The sequence below is a fragment of the Pseudoxanthomonas mexicana genome (assembly GCF_046736355.1).
In the GTDB taxonomy this organism is placed as follows: domain Bacteria; phylum Pseudomonadota; class Gammaproteobacteria; order Xanthomonadales; family Xanthomonadaceae; genus Pseudoxanthomonas_A; species Pseudoxanthomonas_A mexicana_B.
Genome location: NZ_CP157201.1, coordinates 58,336 through 73,726 on the forward strand (window position 1 = coordinate 58,336; position 15,391 = coordinate 73,726).

Below are 15,391 nucleotides of genomic sequence, written 5' to 3' on the forward strand. Positions count from 1 at the left end.
TCCACCGCCCCGCCGCCCCGCCGGCGCGCGATCTCACGCGCCGTCGTCCTCCTCCAGCGCCAGCTCCTGCGCGCGCAGGCCCGACCGCGCCGCCCATTCGTACACGCCCAGCGCGATCGCCGCCACTGCCAAGGTGTCCCACGGGTGGCCGATTGCGCCGATGCCGCCGAACGTGCCCAGGTACGACACCGCCATGACCAGCAGGTAGAACACGATCAGCCACAGCGAGCACTGCACCTGGCGCACCAGCTTCGCGCGCCCGTGCGGCGAGGGCAGGCGGTAGAGCACGTAGGCGGCGAACATGGCCACCTGCAGGCCGAGCAGCCAGGACAGTGTCTCCCAGCGCGACCAGTACACGATCAGCGCGGCGACGATGAACGACAGCGGCCCGATCAGCGCCAGCAGGCGCACCCGGAACGGCCGCGCCAGGCCCGGCGCACTGCGCCGCAGCGAGGCGACCGTGACCGGCGCCACCGCGTAGCTGAGCATCAGCGCCGCCGAGACCACGCCGATCAGCTTCTCCCAGGACGGGAACGGCAGCGTCCAGAACACCGACAGGGCGAAGCTCAGCCACAGCGCCGGGCGCGGGATGCCGGACCTGGCGTCCACCCGGGTCAGCCAGCCGATGCCGATGCTGCGCGCCCAGCCGTACACCACCCTCGGCGTGGCGCTCATGTAGATGTTGCCGGTGCCGCTGGGCGAGACCACCGCGTCGGCCACCACCAGGGTCGCCAGCCAGCCCAGGCCCAGCACCAGCGCGATGTCGCGGTACGGCAGCGAATACAGCTTGTCGATGCCGGCCCAGCCGGCGGCGAGCTGCTCGGTCGGGATGCCGCCCAGGAACGAGAGCTGCAGCAGCACGTAGATCACCGTGGACAGCAGGATCGACAGCAGCAGCGCGATCGGGATGGTGCGCTGCGGTTCGCGCACCTCGCTGGCCACCGACACGATCGGGGTCAGCCCCAGGTAGGCGAAGATGATGCCGCCGGTGGAGATGGCCGCCTGCACGCCGGCCGCGCCGTGGGGCGCGAAGCCGTGCACCTGCATGTTCTCGCCGTTGAAGTGGGCCAGCAGCAGCACGATCACCAGCACCGGCACCATGAACTTGAACACGCTGACGATGTTGTTGGAGATGGCGAAGCTCTTGACGCTGAAGTAGTTGAGCAGGAAGAACAGCACCAGCAGGCCGAACTGCACCAGCCAGCCCAGCGGCGTCGGGCTGCCGCCGCCGGGCTGGGTCAGCCCCGGGAACCAGGCCGCCGCGTACTGGCGGCTGGCCACCGCCTCGATCGCGATCAGGCTGGAGAAGGCGATCAGGGTGATGAAGCCCATCAGCGAGCCCAGCAGCGGCCCGTGCGAGTACTCCGGGTAGCGCACCACCCCGCCGGCGCGCGGCAGCGCCGCACCCAGCTCGCAATACACCAGGCCCAGCAGGAACACCGCGAGCCCGCCGAACACCCACGACAGGATACCGGCCGGGCCGGCCATGGACGAAACGTGGCTGGCGGCGAACAGCCAGCCGGAGCCGAAGATCGAGCCGAGCCCGATGAAGGTCAGGTCGGTCAGGCTGAGGGTCTTGTGGAACTTGCCTTGTGGAGCCATGAGTCACCTGCTTCGGGAGGGGAACGGGGTCGGCGGGGAAGGGGCGTCCTTGCCGGCGGGCGTCAGGCGAACGGGCGATCGATGGCCTCGGCGGGGGGCGTGAACCACTGCGCGCCGTCCGCGGTGACGTGGAAGTGGTCCTCCAGGCGCACGCCGAAGCGGCCGGGCACCACGATCATCGGCTCGTCGCTGGCGCACATGCCCGGCTGCAGCGCGGTGCGGTTGCCGCGCACCAGGTACGGCGCCTCGTGGATGGCCAGCCCGCAGCCGTGGCCGGTGCGGTGCGGCAGCCCCGGCAGGCGGTAGCCGGGACCGAGCCCGGCCGCCTCCAGCACGCGCCGCGCCGCCGCGTCCACGTCCTCGCAGGCCACGCCGGGGCGCACCGCGTCGAACGCGGCCGCCTGCGCGGCCCGTTCCAGCGCCCAGATGCGCCGCTGCTCGTCGCCGGGGCGACCGTAGATCCAGGTGCGGGTGATGTCGGAGTGGTAGCCGTGCACGGTGCAGCCGGTGTCGATCAGCACCAGGTCGCCCTCGCGCAGGTGCTGCACGCCAGGCAGGCCGTGCGGGTAGGCGGTGGCGTGGCCGAACTGGACGATGCAGAAGGTCGAGCCGTCGTCGGCGCCCAGCGCGCGGTGCGCCTGGTCGATGAAGCGCGCCAGCTCGTCGCTGCCGATGCCCTCGCGGGCGATGCCCGCGGCCAGCCGCTGCACCTCCAGGGTCATGTCGCAGGCCTGCTGGATCAGCGCCAGCTCCGCCGCCGACTTGCACATCCGGCAGCCGTCGACGATCGCCCCGGCGTCGACGATGGCGGCCGCGTCCAGGTGCGCGCGCAGGCCGCCGTGGACGGCGAAGGCCGCGCCCGGGTCCAGCGCCAGCGTGCGCGCCCCGCGCTCGGCCATCGCCTGCGCCACCCGCGCGTACGGATCCTCGTGCTCCTCCCACAGGCGCTTGCCGGCGTCCAGCGCCAGCACCGCGTCCAGCGAGCCCTCCTCGAACGCGGGGCAGATCAGCAGCGGCTCGCCGGCAGCGGTCAGCAGCATCGCCACCAGCCGCTCGCTGGCCCGCCACGGCACGCCGGTGAAATAGCGCAACGAGGCGCCGGCGCCGATCAGCAGCGCATCGACGCCATGCGCGCGCATCAGCGCGCGGGCGCGCTCGATGCGCTGGCCGTACTCGTGCGCCGGGATCGGCGCGGCGCGGCGCGGCCACGGCCGCAGCCGGGCCTGCGCGGTGGCCGGATCCAGCTGGCCGATCTGCGCGCTCACGCCGCCGCCCCGACGCCGGCGGTGCTCCACCGGCCATCGACCAGGCGCCGCGCGCCGGTGGGGTTGGCGTCGCGCAGCAGCGGCGGCAGCAGCGCGTCGGGCACGTGGTCGTAGCTGTGCAGCCCGGCGAAGCGGCGGATCGCGCCGGGCATCCCGACCGAGGTGAAGCCGGGGTGGCTGGTGGCCGGGTACGGGCCGCCGTGGTTCATCGCCGGGCTGACCGCCACGCCGGTCGGCATCCGGTCCACGATCAGGCGGCCCACGCGCGGGCGCAGCAGCGGGATCAGCGCGGCGGCGGCGGCATCGTCGCGGCCGTCGGCGGCGCGGTACAGGGTTGCGGTCAGGTTGCCCTCCAGCGCGCGCGCCAGCGCCTGCACCTGCGCCGCGCCGGCGCTGCGCACCACCAGGCTGACCGGGCCGAACGCCTCGGTCTGCAGCCGGTCCGGATCGGCCAGGAAGGCGGCGGCATCGACCGCCAGCAGCTTCGGCCGCACCCAGTAGCCGGGCTGCTCCGGGGCGTCGCCGCCGGCCAGTTGGCGCGCGCCTGCGGCCAGCAGCGCCTGGACCGCGGCGGCCAGGTGGCGCTTGCCGTCGGCGGAGAACAGCACCTGCGCCGGCGCGGCGTCGAAGTGCTGCGCGGCGGCGGCCAGGAAGGCCTCGCCGGCCGGCGTGCGCGGCACCACCAGCAGCCCCGGGTTGGTGCAGAACTGGCCGCTGCCCAGCGTGCAGGAGGCGAAGAACTCCTGCGCCAGCGCCTGGCCGCGGTCCTCCAGCGCGCCGTCGAGCAGGAACACCGGGTTGATGCTGGACATCTCGCCGTAGAACGGCACGCCGGCCGCGTCGGCCTGCGCCTTCAGCGCCAGCCCGCCGGCGCGCCCGCCGGTGAAGCCGACCGCGCCGATCGCCCGCTGCCCGACCAGTGGCCCGGCCGCCTCGTGCTCGATGCGGTAGAGCAGCTGGACCGCCGCCGCCGGCAGCCCGGCCGCGCGCAGCGCCGCATGCGCGATCCGGCCCAGCCTCTGGCTGGTGGCCGGGTGCAGCGGGTGCACCTTGGCGATCACCGGGTTGCGCGCGGCGATGGCCGAGGCGAAGTCGCTGCCGGCCACGGCGTTGAACGCGAACGGGAAGTTGTTGGGCCCGAACACCACCACCGGCTTGCCCAGCGGCCCGTACATGGCGCGCAGGCCGGCGGCGGTGTCGATCACCGGGTGCGCCCAGCTCCACTGGCGCACCGCATGCGCGGCCTGGCGCAGCTGGCCGGTGGTGCGCGGCAGCTCGACCTGGCGCAGGCGCGGCGCCACCGGCAGCCCGGTCTCGGCGTGCGCCAGCGCGGCCAGCGCGTCGGCCTCGGCCTCGATGCCGTCGGCGTAGCCGTCGAGGAAGGCGGCGATGCGCTCGGGCTCGGCGGCGGCCAGCGCCTCGGCCACCGCCACCGCCGCGGCCACCGCCTCCTCCACCTCGCCGCGGCCGCTGATCGGGAAGGCCGGGCCGATGGCCTGCCCGGTGGCCGGATCGTGGGCCTGGAACCGACCGGCCGGCTCGACCGGATCGCGCCACGCGCCGGCCACCAGCACCTGCTGCAGTCCGGCCATGATCACAGCCCCGGGTGGGTCTTGATGGCGTGCTCGATCACCTTCAGCGCGGCCTCGCGCTCGGCGCCCTCCAGCGCCAGCCGGGGCGCGCGCACGCGCTCGCTGCCCCAGCCCACGCACTGCTGGGTCAGCTTGATCGCCTGCACGAACTTGGGGATGGTGTCCAGCCGCAGCAGCGGCAGGAACCAGTCGTAGAGCTCCTTGACCGCCGCGTAGCCGCCCGCGCGCGCGCGCTCGAACAGCGCCACCGATTCGCGCGGGTAGGCGTTGACCTGGCCGGCGATCCAGCCGGTCACGCCCATCGCCAGCCCTTCGACGATGGCGTCGTCGATCCCGGTCATCAGCACCAGGCGGTCGCCCGACAGCTCCTGGATCGCGGCCAGCCGGCGGATGTCGCCGGAGGACTCCTTGACCGCCTCGATCTGCGGGAACTCGCCGGCCAGCTCGGCGATCTGCGCGGCGCTGAAGTCGGTCCTGTACGCGATCGGGTTGTTGTAGAGCAGGATCGGCAGGCCGGTGGCGCCGGCGATGGCGCGGAAGTGCGCCGACATCTCCTTCCAGTCGGTCGAATAGGCGTACGGCGGCAGGATCATCAGGCCGCGCGCGCCCTCGGCCTCGACCGCCTGCGCCAGCCGGACCGCCTCGCCGGTGGACAGCGCGCCGATGCCCGGGATCACCGGCACCTGGCCCAGCGCCCTGACCAGGGTGCGCACGACGGCGACCTTCTCGTCGAAGGACAGGGTGGCGCTCTCGCCCAGCGATCCCAGCGGCACGACGCCGATGCAGCCGGACTCGACCTGCCACTGCGCATGCCGGGCGAGGAAGTCGTGATCGACCTGCCCGTGCTCGGTGAAGGGGGTGGTGAGTGCGGGGATCACGCCCTGCCACATGCTCTTGCTCATTTCAACGACTCCTGGGGTGGGTCCGCCGGAAGGTCATGGCCGAAGCCGGCCAGCACCTCCAGCGGAACGGGAAAGATCGGGGGACGCAGACCGCCGCGGGCGGCGCCGCCCAGCTCGGCCAGCGCGCTGCCGCACACGCGCCCCTGGCAGGCGCCCATGCCGCAGCGGGTCATCAGCCGGGCCTCGCGCCCGGGGGCCAGGCCGGCCAGCGCGGACAGCGGCACGTCCTCGCAGCGGCAGATGAGGGTGTCGGCGTCGGCCAGCGTGCGCAGGCCGTCGTGCAGGGCGAAGTGGCGGCGAAGCCCGGCGGCGAAGCGGCGCGCGCGCGCGCGCGCCGGCAGCAGCGCGCGCGCGGCCTGGCGGCGGCCGGCGGCGGCGTGGCCGGCGATCGCACCTTCCACCGTCGCGCAGTCCACCCCGCCGATGCCGCAGGCCTCGCCGGCGGCGTAGACCTCCTCGACGCTGGTGCGCTGCCAGTCGTCCACCGCCACCTGGGCGTGGCGGCCGCCGGCGTGGTCGAGCGCGCAGCCCAGCGCGTGGGCCAGCTCGATGTTGGGCACCAGCCCGAAGCCGCAGGCGAGCTGGTCGCAGTCCAGCGTCAGCGTGCGCGCGCCGACGCGCAGCTCGACCGCGCGCAGGCGCCCGTCGCCGAGCGCGCGCAGCACGTGGCTGCCGGCGCGGTAGGGCACGCCGGCCAGCGCCGCGCGCAGCCGCAGCGCCTGCAGCGCCTTGCCCGGCCAGCGCCACAGCCCCGCCGCGAACGCGGCCAGCGCGCGCGCCGGCGCCTGCTCGTGGATGCCGAGCACGCGCGCGCCGTGGCGGCGCAGGGTGGCGGCGGCGGCCAGCAGCAGCGGGCCGCTGCCGGCCACCACTACCCGCCGCCCGCGCACCGGCCAGCCCTGCTTGGCCAGCGCCTGCGCGCCGCCGGCGCCGGTCACCCCGGGCAGGGTCCAGCCGGGGAACGGCAGCAGCAGCTCGCGCGCGCCGGTGGCCAGCACCAGGCGGTCGTAGTCCACCTGCGCCGCCTGCGCGCCGCTGCGCACGAACAGCCGCCGCCCGGCGCAGCCGACGACCTCCGACTGCAGCAGCATCGGCACCCCGGCCGCCTCCAGCCCGGCGCGCAGCGCGCGCGCCAGCGCCGGCGCGCCGTGGCGCACGTCGTGGCGCCAGATCTGCCCGCCGGGCGCCGGCTGCGGGTCGATCAGCAGCACCCGCGCGCCGTGCGCGGCGGCGGCGCGCGCGGCCGACAGCCCGGCCGGGCCGGCGCCGACGATGGCGACTTCGCAGCGGTGGCGGTGCTCAGCCACGGGTGGAGACCTCCATGCCCTCGGTGGCTGGCAGCAGGCAGGTGCGCTGCTGCGCGCGGCCGTCGACCGTGGCCCGGCATTCGAAGCACGCGCCCATGCCGCACAGTGGCGCGCGCCGGCCGCCGCCGCAGGCGTCGCGGGTGGTGCCGCCGGCGTGGGCGATGGCCGCGGCCACGCTGCTGCCGGCGACCACCTCGACCGGCTGGCCGTCCACGCGCAGGCGCATCGTGGCCGGCGCCCGGCTCATGCCGCCACCCGCGCCGGGTCGTAGGGCGCCGGGTCGATCGCCGGCTCGCGCCCATCGATCAGGTCCACCAGCAGCCGCGCAGTGCCCAGGGCGGTGGTCACCCCCAGCCCCTCGTGCCCGGTCGCCACCCAGCAGCCGCGGCGGCCGGGCACCGCGCCGATGTAGGGGCGGCCGTCGGCGGTGCAGGGCCGCAGCCCGGTCCAGGCGCGGATCGCCTGCAGCCCGCGCAACGCCGGCAGGTAGCGGAACGCGCGCTCGAGCATGCGCGCCAGCACCGGCGGATGCAGCTCGGGCCCGCTGCGGCCGCGCTCGCGCGAGGAGCCGATCAACAGCTGCCCGGTCGGCCGCGACTGCACGTTGAAGGCCACGCTGACCTCGGCGTCGCCGTGCGCGCTGTCGGCGTAGCCCAGCTCCAGCACCTGGTGGCGGAGCAGGCCGGGGTGGCGGTCGGTGATGACCAGGTGCCCGCGCCGCGCATGCATCGGCAGCTCGGGCAGCAGCTCGCCGCTGGCGTTGCCCGCGGCCACCAGCACCGGCCCGCGCAGGACGCGGCCGTCGTCCAGCTCCACCCCGCCGTCGCGCAGCCGCAGCGCGCGCTGCCCGCGGAACAGGCACGCGCCGGCGGCGGTGGCGCGCCCGGCCAGCCACGCGGCCACCCGCGGCGGGTAGACCACCGCCTCGTCCGCCACCCGCATGCCGCCGGCCAGGTCCGCGGCCAGGTGCGGTTCCAGCGCGCGCAGGCCCGCCGCGTCCACCGCCTCGGCGCGGATCCCGGCCGCGGCCAGGCGCGCGATCTTGTCCGGCACCATGCGCAGCTCGGCATCGCTGGCGGCCACCCACAGGGTGCCGCAGCGGCTGAACTCGGCCTCTGCCAGGCCGGCCAAGTCCTGCCACAGGGTGATCGAGTAATGGCTGAGCGCCAGCTCGGCCGGGTCGTCGTCCATCACCACCAGGTGCCCCATCGACGCCGCCGTGGCGCCGCCGCCGACGACCTCGGCCTCGACGATGGCCACCCTGCGCCCGCTGGCGGCGGCCCGCTCCGCGCAGCTGGCGCCGATGATGCCGGCGCCGACGACGATGAGGTCGTAGCCGCTCATGCCCGCACGGCGTCGGCGCGGATGCCCCAGGCGAAAGGATCGTCGGCCTCGATCAGCAGCTCGGCGCGGCCGGTGATCCAGGCCTGCCCGGTGATCCGCGGCAGCACCCCGCGCCCGCTCCTGCGGTACACCCCTTCGAAGGCGCTGCCGAGGATGCCCTGCTGCACCCAGACCGCGCCCTCGGCCAGCTTGCCGTCGGCGGCCAGGCAGGCGAGCTTGGCGCTGGTGCCGGTGCCGCAGGGCGAGCGGTCGTAGGCCCCGCCCGGGCACATGACGAAGTTGCGCGCCTGCCCGGAACCGTCCGGCGCCTGGCCGTTGACCTCGACGTGATCGATCACGCCGTCGCCGTCGCCGCGGATGCCGGCCGCGTCGATGGCGCGCTGCACCGCCAGGGTGTAGGCGGTCAGCGCCGGCACGTGGGCGAAGTCCAGCGGCACCGGCGACTGCCCGGTGATGAAGAACCAGTTGCCGCCCCAGGCCACGTCGCCGACCACGGTGCCGTGGCCGGGCACCTCCACCGCCACGCCGGTGGCGGCGCGGTAGCTCTCGACGTTGTCGATCGACACCCGGCCGTCGGCGTGCAGGCGCACCCCGACCACGCCGACCGGCGTCTCGACCAGGTGCTCGCCCGGCCCGATCCGGCCCAGGTGGGCCAGGGTGCGGGTCAGCCCGATGGTGCCGTGGCCGCACATGCCCAGGTAGCCGACGTTGTTGAAGAAGATCACCCCGGCGCAGCAGCGCGGATCGGCCGGCGGCAGCAGCAGCGCGCCGACCATGGTGTCCGAGCCGCGCGGCTCGCAGGCGATCGCGCTGCGCCAGTGGTCGTGGCGCTCGCGGAAGCGCTCGCGGCGCTCGGCGAGGCTTCCGCCACCCAGATCGGGAAAACCGGAGAGCACCACCCGGGTCGGTTCCCCGGCGGTGTGCGAGTCGATGACGTGGAGGGTCTGCATGCCGCCATCTTCGGCGCGCGCTACTGTCGCCCGCTAGCACGACCTCCCCAAAGTGGATGCGGAAATGTGCATAATCGGGAACAGCGCGCGGATCCCCATCGCCGTTGATTCCAAGGCCACGCATTGCATCGCGTCCGCCATTGCGTGACGCAATGCAGCACAACCCGGGAGCACTGCCATCGACGTCTCGCTTCCCCCCGAAGACCTGCAGAACATCTTCGACGCGCTGCCCGACGTGGTGTTCTTCATCAAGGACACCGGCTGCCGCTACACCCACGTCAACCTGACCCTGCTGCGCCGGCTCGGCCTGCGGAACCGCGAGGAGCTGATCGGCAGGACCGCGGCGCAGGTGTTCCCCGAGCGCCTGGGCGGCACCTACCTGATGCAGGACCAGCGCGTGCTCGACGGCGAGGTGATCGAGAACCAGCTCGAGCTGCACCTCTACGCCAACCGCGCCGCCGGCTGGTGCCTGACCTTCAAGCGCCCGCTGATGGGCGGGCAGGCGGTCGCCGGCCTGATCGGCATCTCGCGCGACCTGGGCATGCCCGACAGCCGCCACTCCTCGTTCACCCGCCTGCAGCGCGCCTTGGAGCACATGCAGTCCAACTACGGCGCGCCGCTGCGGGTGCAGACCCTGGCCGACATCGCCGGCGTCTCGGTGGCGCAGCTCGAACGCCTGTTCAAGCGCGTATTCCAGCTGACCCCGCAGCAGCTGCTGACCAAGCTGCGCATCGAGGAGGCCATGCGCCTGCTCCACACCGACGTCAACATCGCCGGCATCGGTCAGGCCTGCGGCTTCTCCGACCAGAGCGCGTTCGCGCGCCAGTTCAAGGCCACCGTAGGCATCCCGCCACGCGACTACCGGGCGCTGGTGCGCGGCTCGCACGCGCAGCGCCCACGGCCGCCGCAGGCCCGGTCCGGCCGCGCCGGGTAGCGCGGCGCGGCCAGTGGCCGCGGTGGCGCGCTGGACGCGGTCATTTGGGCATCGCCGCCACTTCGGCTAAGCTATGCGACCCGCGCAGGATCGCCTGCCGCGGCCGGCCGGCTCCCCGCCAGGGCGCCCGCCACTGCAACGCGCCCGTAGCTCAGCCGGATAGAGTAGTGGCTTCCGAAGCCATTGGTCGGGGGTTCGAATCCCTCCGGGCGCGCCATCCACCTTGGTGACGAATCCGTGCCGCTGGAAACCGCTGGTACTGGAACCGACGCCACTACGCCCGCTGGCCGGCCTGCCTAGCAAGCTCAGGAACAGCAACCCTCAACCTCTTTTTGGCGTCATGTGCATTCTTGCGCAGGGTTGATCTCTTCTTTCCACCCAGCAGATGACATCTGCAGCATCAGCTTCCTACCTCTGTCGTGCGTGCTGGATATGCTGTCGATGGTGATGGGGCGTGGCAGGGGTTGCAGGCGTTGGCGGCTGGGCGGTGACAGCGCCGGGGCAACTGCAAGACAATGCAGACCGTGCCACTATGATCGACAGCATTCCTCTTCGCCGAACCGAACCATGAAGGAACGTGCACCACGCAACCGGACCTTGAGCTGCGAAGCCAAGGAGATGGCGGCTCTGAGCAAGGGATTGTTGCGTCTGGAGCGTGCCGCAACTGTTGACGAGATCGTCAACGGCATCATCCATCAGGATTTTCTCGAAGCGCGCCACTTCCTGCCGCATGTCCTTGCGGATCTGGTCATCCTCGATCCGCCCTACAACCTGACCAAGAACTACAACGGAAGGCTCTTCCATGCCAAGGATGCCGATGCCTACCGTGCCTGGTTCGACGACATCGTCTCGTCGCTGGTTCCACTGCTGAAGCCTACGGCCAGCGTTTACGTGTGCAGCGACTGGCGCACCTCTGCACTGGTTCATCCCGTGCTGGAGGCGCATTTCCATGTGCGCAACCGCATTACCTGGGAGCGCGAGAAGGGGCGCGGCGCGAAGGCAAACTGGAAGAACAACACCGAAGACATCTGGTTCTGCACCATGAGCGAGAACTACCACTTCGACGTGGAGGCGGTGAAGCTGAAGCGCCGCGTGATTGCGCCTTATCGCAACGGTGACGGTGCGCCGAAAGACTGGGAAGAATCCGATTCGGGCAACTACCGGCTGACCCATCCTTCCAATTTTTGGTCGGACATCACCGTGCCATTCTGGTCAATGCCGGAGAACACCGACCACCCCACGCAGAAGCCCGAGAAACTGATCGCCAAGCTGATCCTGGCCAGCTCCCGTCCCGGCGACGTGGTGTTCGATCCGTTCCTGGGCAGCGGCACAAGTGCAGTGGCGGCAAGCAAGTTGGGGCGCCGTTACTGCGGCGTGGAGATCGATCACGAATATTGCTGCTGGGCATTGAAGCGGCTTGGGCTTGCGAAGACCGACCCGACCATCCAAGGCTATGCGGAAGGTGTGTTCTGGGAGCGCAACAGCCTCAACGGGCAAAAGGCAGCTCGCTCCAACAGCGCCCAGGACACCGTACCGAGCCTGTTCGATGCCTGACGCCCTGCAAGCATTGCTCGACTTCATCGGCCGGCACGATGGCATCGGCGACAAGATGCAGCTGGCACGGCTTGCCGCCGACGAATTCAAGCTGATCAAGGATCGCGCGGTCTACTGCTGCGCCGACTATGCCGTGCGATTCAGCGCATCCGAAACAGTCAACTTCGGCAATACCGTGGCCTCGCTATCACGCCTGCAGAAATACGACGACCGTCCCTTCATCGCCTGCGTCGTCACGCCACAACGCAACCACTGCCTGCTGGCGAACACAACCTTCCTCAAGAAAGTCAGCCACAGCTCACAGGCGCTGCGCGAGAACAACATCCGCGGCAGCTTCAACGGCTCCGACATCGTCCGCGAGTTGGAGGGCATCGAAAACTGCGCGGCCAACATCCAGCGCCTGTTTGCCATCCATGCCGGCGTCGGCTTCGAGGGCAACCTGCCCCGGCTGGTGGAGGCCACCAACGGCATCTCGCCCACGGGCGTGAAGTTCGCCATCGACGCGTCCTCGTGGACCAACATTCTTGCCGCGCCCGCACGCGCCATCCGTTTCGCGGCGTCAGCCCACGCCGCCACACTGAAGGCGGAACTCGATGCACAGGTGGAAAAGTACCGCGCCGAGATCCTCGTGGCAGCATTGATCGAGAACGTTAACGTGCGTGGCCGCGTGATCGAATACCTGATCGCGGGCGAAGACGAGGCGTTGCGGCAAAACCTGGTTTCCGCATTGCGGAACGGGCGGAGCGGGCCGCCCGCATTCAAGACAGGCAACGCACTGGGCGACTACTCGCGCCGCTTCGAGGCCTTCGACACCGAAACCGACGTGAAAACCAAGGTGCTGATCCTCAACTCCAACCCGAAGGCTTACAACCTGGACAAGGTGCTGGAATTCCTCGCGCGCGACCGCAGCGTGTTCGGGTTCTACTTCGTCGGCATCGACCCCGGCCGCATTGTCGCCACCACGCTCGTCTCCATGTTCCAGCAGGACCTGCTGCGTGCCACGCTCCTGCTGCGCCACTGGGCCGGGCGGAATTCACGCGGCGTGGCGCAGTTCGAGGGCACGGCTATCAACGATCTCATCGAAAGTGACGACACTCGGATCGACGAAGCAGCGGCGATTGCGTTTCTTGAGCGCGTGGCCAATTTGTAAGGTAATTCCTCGCTTTTCCGGAATGGGACGTTGGTGCGGGGCGATGAACTCCCGACACAGGCCATAACTGCGGCTTCGTCGAGCGCATAAACCGCACACTGTTGGATGAGTGCTTCCGGGTCCAGGACGCCAGCCCTAGTGCCTGTTAACACTAATGGTTCTACTTGGCGCATGAAACTGACTCCTGCGCAATTCGCCCGCGTCAGGGACTGCCTGCCTCGGCAGCGCGACCGGGTCTCGCTCGACAACCTGCAAGTGCTCAATGCCATGCTGTATGTGGCAGAGAACGGTTGCCAGTGGCGCGCACCGCCCAGCGCTTCGGCAACTGGCAGACGATCTACACGCGCTTGAATCGCTGGGCCAAAGCCGGTGTACTCGACCGCGTGTTTGCGCGGATGCAGGCCGAGCAACTGATCAGGACTCGGCTCGAATCGGTCAGTCTGGACAGCACTATCGTCAAGGTGCATCCCGGTGGCACAGGCGCACGAAAAAAACGGTGGCCAATCCATCGGGCGCTCTCGAGGTGGCTGGAGCACCAAAATTCATTTGGCTGCCGCGGATGAGCTCTGCGTCCTTGCCTTCTCCCTGACTCCGGGGCAAGCCGGAGACGGCCTCGCCGGTCGAGCCTTGATGCGCACGCTGGCGCGCCAAGGGGCACTGCCACCTCATCATGGACTGTGCCTACCAGGGAGACGACGCGCGACAATTGGCGCTGGAATCCGCCGCCGCGCCCTGCCCGGCCAGCGCGAGCGTGGCGGTGGTGCCGCTGGGGGGATCGGACTGGATGTCCAGCCGCCAGCCCAGGTGCTCGCACAGGCGCGCGATCAGATCCAGGCCGATCCCGCCGCCTGCGGGCGCGCCGCCGCGCGCGAGGCGGCCATAGATCGCGCTGACCTGCTCGGGGCTCATGCCGTGGCCGGGATCGCGGATGGCGACGGTGGCCGGCGGCCGCAGTTCGACCTCGATGACGCCGTTGTCGCTGTTCTCGATGGCGTTGCGCAGCAGGTTGCCGACCGCGGCGCGGACGATGCCCGCCGGCGCGACGATGCGGCACGGCGCGTCCGCGGACAAACGGATGCGCAGCGACTTGCCCTCGCACAGGTGCAGGTGGTCCTCCACGATCTGCGCCAGCAACGCGTCGAGTTCGACCGGCCCGCCGGCCTGCGCCAACCGCGAGGGATCCTTGGCCAGGGCCAGCAGCAGGGTGATCAGCTGCTTCATGTCGCGCGCGGTGCGCTGGATGCGCCGCAGCTGGAACCGCATGGCCGATGGGTTGTCGATCGCCTGCAGGCCGAGTTCGGCGGCGCCGTCGATCACCGCCAGCGGCGTGCGCAATTCGTGGCTGGCGGTGCCGATGAAGGTCCGCTCGCGCTCGACGAAGCGCTCGTTGCGCTGCAGGTAGTCGTTCAATGCGCTGGAGATCACCTCCAGTTCGGAACTGGCGCGATCGTCGATGGCGATGCGCTGGCCGCTGCGGTCCGGCGAGAGCGCGGAGATGGCGCCGGCCATGTCCGCCAGCGGGCGCAGCGCGCGGCCCAGGCCGTAGGCGGTGAGCGCGCCCATCAGCAGGACCAGCGCCAGCGCCGAGCCGAGGATGAAGAAGGTCAGCCGGTCCTCCTCGCGCTCCATCTCGGTGATGTCCAGGCTCAGCACGTGGCGCACGCCTTCCACGTGCCGGACCAGCACCAGCATCTCGGTGCCGTCGGCCATCATCAGTTCGTCGTGGATGCCTTCGGGCAGGCCGTCGAACGCCTTGGGCACCGGCGCACCGCTGCCCTCGACGTACAGGTGCAGGCTTTCCGAGTCGATCCAGCGGTAGCCGGGATCGCGGGCCTTCCTTTCCAGGTGGCGGTCGAATTCGGTCTGCACCAGCGAGTCCCACAGCAGCCGCTCGGCGTACTCGTTGACCAGGAAGCCGTGCAGGGAGATGCCGGCCGCCAGCAGCAGCGCATAGCCGGCCAGCCAGTACAGGATGCGCGAGCGCAGGCTGGTTCTGTGCTTCATCGGTTCATTCCTGCCGCGGCGCGGCGATGCGGTAACCCACCCGCGGCAGCGTGTGGATGAGCTTGTCCGCGAACGGGCCATCGACGCTGCGCCGCAGTTCGTAGACGTGCGAGCGCAGCATGTCGTGGTCGGGCGGATCCTCGCCCCACAGCGCGTACTCCAGTTGCCCGCGCGTGACCGCCGCGGGGCTGGCCTGCATCAGCGTCGCCAGCAGCTTCCTGCACGCCGGGTACAGGTGCAGGAGCACTCCGCCGCGGGTGGCTTCCAGCGTGTCCAGGTCGAGCCGCAGATCGTGAACCTGGAGAATCCTGCGCTTGTGCCGGCCGTGGATCCGCGCCTGCAGTGCTTCCAGGCGGACTTCCAGTTCCGGCAGGGCGAAGGGCTTGGTCAGGTAGTCGTCCGCGCCGGCCCGGAATCCCGCGATCTTGTCGGGCAGCTCGTCGCGCGCGGTGAGCATGATCACGGGGGTGTCGATGCCGCCGGCGCGCAGCCGGCGCAGCAGTTCGCAGCCGTCCAGCCGCGGCAGCATCCAGTCGAGGATGATGGCGTCGTAGTCGTGGGTCGAGGCCAGGTGCAGCCCCACGATGCCGTCGGGCGCGGCGTCCAGCTGATGGCCGCGCGGTTCGAAGAACTCGAACAGGTTGCTGACCAGATTGCGGTTGTCCTCGACCACCAGCAGGCGCATCGCCTCGCTCCAAGCCTTGCCCGGCGCGGGAATGATAAGGGCCGGCGGCGGCCGCGCTCCGACATGTTTCCGACAACTCTCCCATCTGTTTCCGACGTGGCC

General features: G+C 71.3%; 15 protein-coding genes and 1 tRNA gene. 6 read left to right on the forward strand and 10 right to left on the reverse strand.

Annotated elements, in window-relative coordinates; genetic code table 11:
* Positions 1–33: 33 nt before the first annotated feature.
* The 8 genes from AAG688_RS00260 to AAG688_RS00295 all read right to left on the reverse strand — a co-directional run bounded on the left by AAG688_RS00260 (position 34) and on the right by AAG688_RS00295 (position 8,962).
* Entirely contained in the window at positions 34–1,602 is a 1,569-nt protein-coding gene (locus AAG688_RS00260; protein ID WP_411833372.1) for an APC family permease, read from the reverse strand.
* 62 nt (positions 1,603–1,664) lie between these two features.
* Positions 1,665–2,867, reverse strand: coding sequence for a M24 family metallopeptidase (locus AAG688_RS00265; protein ID WP_411833373.1), 1,203 nt, complete (start codon positions 2,865–2,867; stop codon positions 1,665–1,667).
* Entirely contained in the window at positions 2,864–4,459 is a 1,596-nt protein-coding gene (locus AAG688_RS00270; protein ID WP_411833374.1) for an aldehyde dehydrogenase family protein, read from the reverse strand. Before AAG688_RS00270 ends, AAG688_RS00265 begins: the two co-directional genes overlap by 4 nt.
* Positions 4,460–4,461: 2 nt before the next feature.
* Complete coding sequence (locus AAG688_RS00275) at positions 4,462–5,361, reverse strand: dihydrodipicolinate synthase family protein (protein ID WP_411833375.1); 900 nt, start codon at positions 5,359–5,361, stop codon at positions 4,462–4,464.
* The gene (locus tag AAG688_RS00280; protein ID WP_411833376.1) at positions 5,358–6,668 is read right to left on the reverse strand and encodes an FAD-dependent oxidoreductase; all 1,311 of its coding nucleotides are present in this window, start codon (positions 6,666–6,668) and stop codon (positions 5,358–5,360) included. The genes AAG688_RS00275 and AAG688_RS00280 overlap by 4 nt, the downstream gene beginning before the upstream one ends.
* A complete protein-coding gene (locus tag AAG688_RS00285) occupies positions 6,661–6,915 on the reverse strand; it encodes a (2Fe-2S)-binding protein (RefSeq protein ID WP_411833377.1) in 255 nt (84 codons plus the stop codon). Before AAG688_RS00285 ends, AAG688_RS00280 begins: the two co-directional genes overlap by 8 nt.
* Complete coding sequence (locus AAG688_RS00290) at positions 6,912–8,012, reverse strand: NAD(P)/FAD-dependent oxidoreductase (protein WP_411833378.1); 1,101 nt, start codon at positions 8,010–8,012, stop codon at positions 6,912–6,914. The genes AAG688_RS00285 and AAG688_RS00290 overlap by 4 nt, the downstream gene beginning before the upstream one ends.
* Positions 8,009–8,962 (reverse strand): proline racemase family protein, encoded by a 954-nt coding sequence (locus AAG688_RS00295; protein WP_411833379.1) that lies wholly within the window; start codon positions 8,960–8,962, stop codon positions 8,009–8,011. Before AAG688_RS00295 ends, AAG688_RS00290 begins: the two co-directional genes overlap by 4 nt.
* A 178-nt stretch (positions 8,963–9,140) precedes the next feature.
* Between AAG688_RS00295 and AAG688_RS00300 the strand changes: the two genes are divergently transcribed.
* The 6 genes from AAG688_RS00300 to AAG688_RS00325 all read left to right on the forward strand — a co-directional run bounded on the left by AAG688_RS00300 (position 9,141) and on the right by AAG688_RS00325 (position 13,163).
* On the forward strand, positions 9,141–9,896 hold the full coding sequence (locus tag AAG688_RS00300; protein WP_411835044.1) for a helix-turn-helix domain-containing protein: 756 nt from the start codon (positions 9,141–9,143) through the stop codon (positions 9,894–9,896).
* Positions 9,897–10,036: 140 nt separating this feature from the next.
* A tRNA-Arg gene (locus AAG688_RS00305) sits at positions 10,037–10,113 on the forward strand.
* 350 nt (positions 10,114–10,463) lie between these two features.
* Positions 10,464–11,450, forward strand: coding sequence for a DNA-methyltransferase (locus AAG688_RS00310; RefSeq protein ID WP_411833380.1), 987 nt, complete (start codon positions 10,464–10,466; stop codon positions 11,448–11,450).
* The gene (locus AAG688_RS00315) at positions 11,443–12,600 is read left to right on the forward strand and encodes a hypothetical protein (RefSeq protein WP_411833381.1); all 1,158 of its coding nucleotides are present in this window, start codon (positions 11,443–11,445) and stop codon (positions 12,598–12,600) included. The genes AAG688_RS00310 and AAG688_RS00315 overlap by 8 nt, the downstream gene beginning before the upstream one ends.
* Positions 12,601–12,771: 171 nt before the next feature.
* A complete protein-coding gene (locus tag AAG688_RS00320; RefSeq protein WP_411833382.1) occupies positions 12,772–12,951 on the forward strand; it encodes a transposase in 180 nt (59 codons plus the stop codon).
* On the forward strand, positions 12,897–13,163 hold the full coding sequence (locus tag AAG688_RS00325; RefSeq protein ID WP_411835050.1) for a hypothetical protein: 267 nt from the start codon (positions 12,897–12,899) through the stop codon (positions 13,161–13,163). The genes AAG688_RS00320 and AAG688_RS00325 overlap by 55 nt, the downstream gene beginning before the upstream one ends.
* A gap of 118 nt (positions 13,164–13,281) precedes the next feature.
* On the opposite strand, the gene AAG688_RS00330 is transcribed toward AAG688_RS00325, so the two are convergent.
* Together AAG688_RS00330 and AAG688_RS00335 are read right to left on the reverse strand one after the other, a co-directional pair.
* Positions 13,282–14,604, reverse strand: a complete 1,323-nt coding sequence (locus AAG688_RS00330; protein WP_411833383.1) for a sensor histidine kinase — start codon at positions 14,602–14,604, stop codon at positions 13,282–13,284.
* A gap of 4 nt (positions 14,605–14,608) precedes the next feature.
* Positions 14,609–15,289 (reverse strand): response regulator transcription factor, encoded by a 681-nt coding sequence (locus AAG688_RS00335; RefSeq protein ID WP_411833384.1) that lies wholly within the window; start codon positions 15,287–15,289, stop codon positions 14,609–14,611.
* Positions 15,290–15,391 lie beyond the last annotated feature (102 nt).